At 41.5% G+C, this 6,680-nt stretch carries 10 protein-coding genes; 7 read left to right on the top strand and 3 right to left on the bottom strand.

What is annotated here, in order from left to right; all coding sequences use genetic code 11:
• Positions 1 to 137 precede the first annotated feature (137 nt).
• Entirely contained in the window at positions 138 to 272 is a 135-nt protein-coding gene (locus tag ACH0QE_RS17870; protein WP_415801849.1) for a hypothetical protein, read from the bottom strand.
• A 145-nt stretch (positions 273 to 417) separates the two neighbouring features.
• On the opposite strand from ACH0QE_RS17870, the gene ACH0QE_RS17875 reads away from it, so the two are divergent.
• From ACH0QE_RS17875 to ACH0QE_RS17900, 6 genes are all read left to right on the top strand, one after another.
• Positions 418 to 540 (top strand): hypothetical protein, encoded by a 123-nt coding sequence (locus ACH0QE_RS17875; RefSeq protein ID WP_415801850.1) that lies wholly within the window; start codon positions 418 to 420, stop codon positions 538 to 540.
• Positions 541 to 762: 222 nt separating this feature from the next.
• Positions 763 to 2,136 (top strand): cbb3-type cytochrome c oxidase subunit I, encoded by a 1,374-nt coding sequence (locus ACH0QE_RS17880; protein ID WP_415801851.1) that lies wholly within the window; start codon positions 763 to 765, stop codon positions 2,134 to 2,136.
• A 15-nt stretch (positions 2,137 to 2,151) separates the two neighbouring features.
• Positions 2,152 to 2,694: a cbb3-type cytochrome c oxidase subunit II gene (locus ACH0QE_RS17885; RefSeq protein ID WP_415801852.1), complete on the top strand. Its 543-nt coding sequence runs from the start codon at positions 2,152 to 2,154 to the stop codon at positions 2,692 to 2,694.
• Between the two features lie 84 nt (positions 2,695 to 2,778).
• The gene (locus ACH0QE_RS17890; RefSeq protein ID WP_415801853.1) at positions 2,779 to 3,174 is read left to right on the top strand and encodes a c-type cytochrome; all 396 of its coding nucleotides are present in this window, start codon (positions 2,779 to 2,781) and stop codon (positions 3,172 to 3,174) included.
• Between the two features lie 16 nt (positions 3,175 to 3,190).
• Positions 3,191 to 3,802 carry a 4Fe-4S binding protein gene (locus ACH0QE_RS17895; protein WP_415801854.1) on the top strand — a complete coding sequence of 204 codons (612 nt, stop codon included), beginning with the start codon at positions 3,191 to 3,193 and terminating at the stop codon, positions 3,800 to 3,802.
• A 28-nt stretch (positions 3,803 to 3,830) separates the two neighbouring features.
• Complete coding sequence (locus tag ACH0QE_RS17900) at positions 3,831 to 5,417, top strand: hypothetical protein (RefSeq protein ID WP_415801855.1); 1,587 nt, start codon at positions 3,831 to 3,833, stop codon at positions 5,415 to 5,417.
• Positions 5,418 to 5,474: 57 nt separating this feature from the next.
• Here ACH0QE_RS17900 and ACH0QE_RS17905 read toward each other — a convergent pair whose 3' ends face one another.
• Positions 5,475 to 5,918 (bottom strand): LysR substrate-binding domain-containing protein, encoded by a 444-nt coding sequence (locus ACH0QE_RS17905; protein WP_415801856.1) that lies wholly within the window; start codon positions 5,916 to 5,918, stop codon positions 5,475 to 5,477.
• On the bottom strand, positions 5,899 to 6,378 hold the full coding sequence (locus ACH0QE_RS17910; protein ID WP_415801857.1) for a LysR family transcriptional regulator: 480 nt from the start codon (positions 6,376 to 6,378) through the stop codon (positions 5,899 to 5,901). The genes ACH0QE_RS17905 and ACH0QE_RS17910 overlap by 20 nt, the downstream gene beginning before the upstream one ends.
• Positions 6,379 to 6,421: 43 nt before the next feature.
• On the opposite strand from ACH0QE_RS17910, the gene ACH0QE_RS17915 reads away from it, so the two are divergent.
• The gene (locus tag ACH0QE_RS17915) at positions 6,422 to 6,607 is read left to right on the top strand and encodes a hypothetical protein (protein ID WP_415801858.1); all 186 of its coding nucleotides are present in this window, start codon (positions 6,422 to 6,424) and stop codon (positions 6,605 to 6,607) included.
• The last annotated feature ends 73 nt before the right edge of the window (positions 6,608 to 6,680 follow it).

A 6,680-nucleotide genomic window follows, 5' to 3' on the forward strand; every position in this document is an offset into this window, starting at 1 on the left:
ATGATAATAAGAAATAAAGCAGAATGAACTAGTGGAAGTAATAGTGGAAGTAATAGTGGAATAATAAAAAGAAATAAAAGCCTGGATTCATATATCTTTATAATTAGCAGATTGTAAAGATTGTGAGTCAGGCTTGATTAATCTTCATCAAGCATCCTATATTTTACACTTTCATCGTAAAGCCCGTTTTTCTTGCTCCATGCCCAGATGATCCCCGCGGACGCAGTGAATGCAATCATAACCAATAGTAAGATCCAAGCTCCTGGTACCATTTTTACACCTCCTATTGTTAAAAATCCTATACTATCGAATTACTCTAACAGAAATTCCCGAAACCGTCCAGAGTATATTTTAGGGGGTTGTAAAAAGACACCTTTGGGATTACAATGTGGTCAAAATTACTTGGGAGGTAAACAAATGGAACATGAATCCCTGGGCTTATACTTCGATTTTCTTTATTACATTGGAGTGCCCATCCTGATTATCTTCGTCCTTGATACACTGCGCAAAAAGCATAATAAAAAAGAAGAGCAAAACTAATAATCCCCTGACAGAGCGAAATCTTTTCGCTCTGTTTTTTTTTGGAAAAATTGTAAATTAACGCGGTATTTTACCATTTATATAGCAAGCATAAAACAATTGGATAACACTATAAAAAACTTGAATAACTTTATTTCTCTATGGGATGTATCATGTAACATAGCAGATTGTGAAGAAATTGTGAAATATTTGTGTTTATTTTATGAACGAGGGAGTGTCAAAATGTTTACAGACGAAAAATGGAGTTCTTCCAAGAATTGGTTCATCGCTGCTGTCTTTTGGATCATCATCGGCATGAGCATGGGACTTCTTACTGCAACAAAGCAAATTTGGCCAGAATTGTTGAACAATCGCTGGTTCACTTACGGGCATGTTCGCTCGGCACACGTAATGCTCGTCATCTACGCGTGGTTATCAATGGCTTATGTAGGCTCAATGTTCTACATGATTCCAAAGCTTGCTAAGACAAAGGTTTTTAGTGAAAAGCTTGGTAATTTTTCATTAGTATTTTATAACATTGTCATTTTGGAAGGATTCTTCGCATTGCTCCTTGGCCAGACCGAGGTAATCGAATACGGTGAATTCCCATTATGGGTAGACGTTCAGCTTCTTGTCGCAATTGGACTTGTTGCTTATAACCTTTTCAAGACAGTTGGACGCCGCAAGGAAAAAATGCTTTATGTCAGCCTTTGGTACTTCCTTGGATCATTGCTATGGCTGCCATTGACTTGGATTGTCGGAAACTTCCCGGCACAATGGATTCCAAGTGGAGTACAGCAAGGTTTGATGGGCTGGTTCCTTGGACATAACGCAATCGGCCTTTGGATGACAACTGTCGGTGTTGGACAGATTTACTACTTGCTGCCTAAATTGACAGGACGTCCATTATACAGCCACCAGTTATCCATGATTGGTTTCTGGGCAATCGCTACTTTCTATGTATGGAATGGTCCTCACCACTTGATGAATGGACCAATCCCAGGATGGATTTCTAAAGCTGGGGTTATCCCTTCAATTGTACTATTGATCCCGGTATGGGCAGTTTTAGCTAACTTCTGGGGAACAATGAAAGGTTCTTGGTCACAGACTAGAACAAGTGTACCTCTTCGTTTCACAGTTGCGGGTACGATTTTTTATCTGTTTGCATGTCTTCAAGGGCCGTTGCAAGCCCTTCCATCTGTGAGTTCAGTCATTAAGTTCACTCACTGGACTGTTGGGCATGCACATATGGGACCATTCGGTGCGTTCTCTTTCACATCTTTCGCAGCAATCTATTACATCCTGCCTAAAATCGTTGGACGTGAAATGTTCAGTAAGAGAGCAATGGAAGCTCACTTCTGGTTCTCTACTGTCGGTTTCCTAGTATTCGCATTCTCATTGTGGATCGCTGGTGTTGTCCAAGGATTCGCATGGATCGAAGGCGTTCCATTCCTGCAGACTGTATTGATGATGGAACCTTACGTACAAGGCCGCGCAATCGGTGGAACAATGATGTATGTAGCTCAATTCTTCCTGGCATGGAATATGTATAAGACTATTAAACTTGCAAAACTTGAGAAAAAACAGCAAGCAGAGCAACAAGCTGCTACTGCTTAATGAGGAGGGAACACGTTGGAACGTAAACCATCAGCTGTATTAATCGTTGCTTTAATTCTATGGACTTTCGGTGTAGCCGGAACGGTCATCCTTCCCCTCTTCGATCAGGAAATCAACTCTGCAACTGCGAGCGGCGAGCTCCGCAACTATCAAGAGGATTCCGCTGAAGCTAGAGGAAGAGAAATTTATATCCAGAACGGCTGCCAGACTTGCCATACACAATTTGTAAGAGCATTGCCTGCTGATACGAACCAAAATCTTGGTCCAGTATCTCAGGGCGGAGACTATAAATATGATTTACCACATTTGTTGGGCTCTAACCGTACAGGCCCGGATTTAATGTGGGTTGGCTTGAAATATAACGAAGACTGGCAGCGCCAGCACTTGATTGATCCTCAATCTACAAGCCCTGGAACAATCATGCCATCTTTCGATTATCTATCGAATCAGGAACTTGATGACCTTGTCGCCTACTTGATGAGTCTTAAACCAACAGAAGAGAGACTGGAAGAATACAAGAAAGAAATGAACGAAGCAGAATCAATGGACCATAATTAAGCCAATTTTCATAATCATTACCTTAAACCCCGGAGTTTAAGGTAATGATTTTCTAAAAGAGCATTTTAAAGGCAGGTGTAAAAAATGAAAAAAGAATATCAGCAACATGAAAGCAAAGAGGCGGATATCGTCTCTGGTATAAAAATTGAACGCAATAAAGTGCCTAAGCTCCTCGTAGCTGTATTTTATGTTGTAGCCATCTGGGCGATCGGATATGCGATCTTCATGCCTGGAAAGCTTGCAGTCGAACCTGCTGCCGCTCCACAGGATAATAAAGGAGAGCTTATTTTTGAGGGCACTTGCCTGAACTGCCATGCTACAGGTGCAGCACCTGACTTGAGAGGTGTAACCGACAGGATGCCGGAAGAGGACATCAAGAATGTCATTAAAAAAGGCCGTAACACGATGCCTGCCATCGGGCACCTTTATACAGAGAAAGAAATCGACAAAGTTTATGAATACTTAGAGGACTACAGATAAGGAAAGGAGGATTCTTGTGGGTAAAACTATAACAAGATGGGCATTTTTTATCATTATTTTCACTCTTCCATTCTGGAACGGCTTCAGGATGGATATCGACAATGAAAAATTGTTTTTATTCGGCTTCGAATTATCCTATGAAGCTGGCTATCTATTTTTCGTTTTCTTATTCTTGTTCCTGATGGCTTTCCTGGCACTATCGCTGATCGTGTACAGGGCATTTTGCCAGTATGCATGCCCGCACAATACCTTCAGCATGCTTTTGAATAAGATTGAAGCAAAATTAGGTGAGAAAGGAAAAGCGGTAACCTTCCTGCTGGCTTTTGTGGTAAGCATCTGCATGGCTTACGCGACTGTAAGTTACTTTTATAACCCGATTACAATCTGGGAATCACTCGTAAACTTTAAAATGAACAAATATTTCTTCCTTGTCACTTCAACTGCTGTGCTATATACAGCTTTATCTTACAAGGCTAGGAACTCATTCTGTAAGGTTTGCCCGTACGGACTTGCCCAGGGCATTTCACGTGTGGATGATAAAACTCAATGGCTTACACATCCAGGAGTATGGATTACATGGGGTACAACGACTGCCCTTGTACTAGTCCTGCTTGTTGGATGGTTTTAAAGAAAAACAAAGCGAGGTGAAAACATAAATGAATAAAATCTTGAAACTGTCAGCATTCGCACTACTTTCAATTTCTCTTACTGCCTGCTCTGAAGCCGCAGTAAAAGATACATCTCTTGATGATGTAAACAAGAAGGATCTTCCTCCGATCCATGAAGACTATTCATCTAACTGGTGGAAAGACCAGCCGAACGGAAACGCGGATACCAATAAGGACTGGGACGGCGAAGGCTGGATCTTGACAGCAAACGAAGTTAGTAACGGTATTGCCATAGCTGATATTAAAACTGGCAATACCGTAAAATACATCCAAAGCTCAGGTACACCCCACCATGTCCACTTGAACAAGGACCAGTCATGGGCTTTTGCGACACAGCGTTACGGAACAAGCCTGCTAGCTATCAATATGAAAACTCTGGAATCCCATAACATTGATTTTCCTGGATTTGATTCCGATCCCGCTCCTCAACACTTAACGTTTTCAAGGGATGGCAAATATGCTTTTACCTCTTTGAACGGCGTTGGCGCGGTTGGAATGATTGATGCAGAAAAAGCTGAACTTGTTAAGGTATTCAAAGATGTTGGTAAAAAGCCAAGGGATTTGAATATCACTCCCGATGGCAAAAAGTTGTTTGTCAGCTTGCAGGCAGAACCTTTCATTACAGTCATCGACATCGAAACAGGTGACATGAGAAACCTGGAAAGAACCGAAACTGACTACGGAAAAGGAACAGGTTCCGGAATGGATATGTCAAACGATGGCAAGCTTGTAGCTGTTTCAAACACAGCGGACGATGAGGTTGCTGTCTATGATGCGGAGTCGGAAAAACTTCTCAAGAAATTCGAGGATATTCCAAAGCCAGTTAACGTCCATTTCATGGGTGACACCTATGACCTTGTAACAGGCAACCGTAATGATGGATCCATTTCCATCATTGATGCAAAAAAATTAAAGTTCATCAAGACAATTAAAACAGGTCCCGGAACAAACATCCCTTATCTTGGTCCAGACGGATACTGGTATACTTCACAGAATGGTGCTGGGTATTTGACAGTGCTGGATCCAGAAGACAACTACAAGATTGTAAGGAAAATCTGGGGCGTCCAGAATATCCACTGGCTAAGCTGGAGTCCTGATGGCAGCATGATGTTCGGTTCGAACTGGGGAGATAAGACCCTTACAAAAATCGACCTTACCAAGAAGAAGGATTTCAGACAGACAATTCCTGTAGGGTTGAACCCTAACGGAATCGCCATCAAGACAAATGTACCTAAGGAACAGCTTCTGGCTAACCAAAAAGGCAATGAAGAAGAAGCTAACAAAATCAAGAAAGCTTCCACACTTGTATTCCCAGATGCGAGGAATGTCAATGAAGAAGCCTTCCTCGGCACTTGCTTAACATGCCATGATATCGGCCGTATCATGAGAAACAACAGTAAAGGTCCCGAGGCATGGACATCAGTTGTTGACCGTATGAAAGGGAACGGAGCTAAAATGACCGATGAACAGAGACAGCAAATCATCGATTATCTTGCTTCTGATGAGCATAAATCCCTTTCAATCCAGACTGAGCTAGAAATGGAATTGGCTGAACAAAATAAGGATAAAGAATAAAAAAGCGCAATTACCCAATCAACCGCTAGTGCTGGATAAAAAAAATCCTAATGCTTCTTAACAGGAAGCATTGGGATTTTCATCTAATTCTTTTATATAGTCCCATAGTCTCTCATGAAGATTTGATTTGAACTGTTTATCCTTCCTTAACAGGTAAAATGGGCGGAAACGGTCCCTGTCTTTGAAAGAACTGACCATAAGCTGTCTTGTTTTAATCTCGGGGCAGATCGCCAGCTTGGAAAAGACAGCCACACCAAGTCCATTTTTCACACCTTCTTTGATGAGTGTGTTGCTATTATACACAAGGACGGATTCTGGTTTGATATTCAAGCCATTCCATAAATCCAGCGTAGCCTGCCTCATCGCACAGCCCGGCTCTCTGATCAGCCAGGTCATTTCCTCGAGCGTTGAAGGGTCCTGGTTTGCCGGATCTGCCCTAAGCTGTGGAGATACACCAAGAACAAGCAAGTCATCATAGAACTCATGAGAAATAAAGTTCATATCGGCCAGCTTGTCCCTCGACAAGAGCTAGGTCAATTTCAGAAGCATAAAGTAAATCTGTAATATGCACAGATGTCCCGATGGTGATCTGAATTTGATGGCTGGTTATATCAGGATTCAGCTTGATGAAATCCTGGACCACCTTTGAGATCAGGCATTCACCGATTGTATTGCTGCAGCCAATCTTGATTGATTGACTTGAGTCCCCTTCTGCCAGAAGGTTTTCCAGTTTCTCATTCAATGCGATCAACTGCTGGCCATGTTCATACAATGTTTTTCCAGCCTCTGATAATTTGATTTTGCGATTGCCCCTGATAAACAATTGTTTATTATAATAAGTTTCTAGCTGACTGATTTGATGGCTGACGGCTGGCTGTGAAAGATTCAGCATCTTTCCTGCCTGGGAGAAGCTCTCATATTTAGCAGCCGCTATGAATGTCTTTAAATGTTCCAGATTCAATATGATCGCACCCCTTTATACTATAAGAATTGGAGGTAATAAAATGAAGAAATTAGATATCATTATTACCGTTATCGTTTTATCTGTTTTTATTTTCGGTCTGATGTACTTTACGAAGGATAATTCCGTCACATACCGCGACGTGAAGTTCGAAATTGCCTCATTAACCATTTTATCCACTGTTTCCCTGTTCACTTATTTCGGTATCAGAAGAAACTTAAATCATTAATTGGCATTATACCACATAGGGTTTAAATTGTGAGATAAAAATAATGTTGTAAAACCTAGGAGAACTCCTAGGT

Origin of the sequence: Mesobacillus sp. (genome assembly GCF_047739415.1) — a bacterium.
Lineage (GTDB): Bacteria > Bacillota > Bacilli > Bacillales > Cytobacillaceae > Mesobacillus.

What these genes read in the sequence shown, in the direction of transcription:
- ACH0QE_RS17905 (WP_415801856.1), bottom strand. Translation starts at nt 5,918, where the DNA reads ATGAACTTTATTTCTCATGAGTTCTATGATGACTTGCTTGTTCTTGGT.
- ACH0QE_RS17875 (WP_415801850.1), top strand. Translation starts at nt 418, where the DNA reads ATGGAACATGAATCCCTGGGCTTATACTTCGATTTTCTTTATTACATT.
- ACH0QE_RS17890 (WP_415801853.1), top strand. Translation starts at nt 2,779, where the DNA reads ATGAAAAAAGAATATCAGCAACATGAAAGCAAAGAGGCGGATATCGTC.
- ACH0QE_RS17915 (WP_415801858.1), top strand. Translation starts at nt 6,422, where the DNA reads ATGAAGAAATTAGATATCATTATTACCGTTATCGTTTTATCTGTTTTT.
- ACH0QE_RS17880 (WP_415801851.1), top strand. Translation starts at nt 763, where the DNA reads ATGTTTACAGACGAAAAATGGAGTTCTTCCAAGAATTGGTTCATCGCT.
- ACH0QE_RS17900 (WP_415801855.1), top strand. Translation starts at nt 3,831, where the DNA reads ATGAATAAAATCTTGAAACTGTCAGCATTCGCACTACTTTCAATTTCT.
- ACH0QE_RS17870 (WP_415801849.1), bottom strand. Translation starts at nt 272, where the DNA reads ATGGTACCAGGAGCTTGGATCTTACTATTGGTTATGATTGCATTCACT.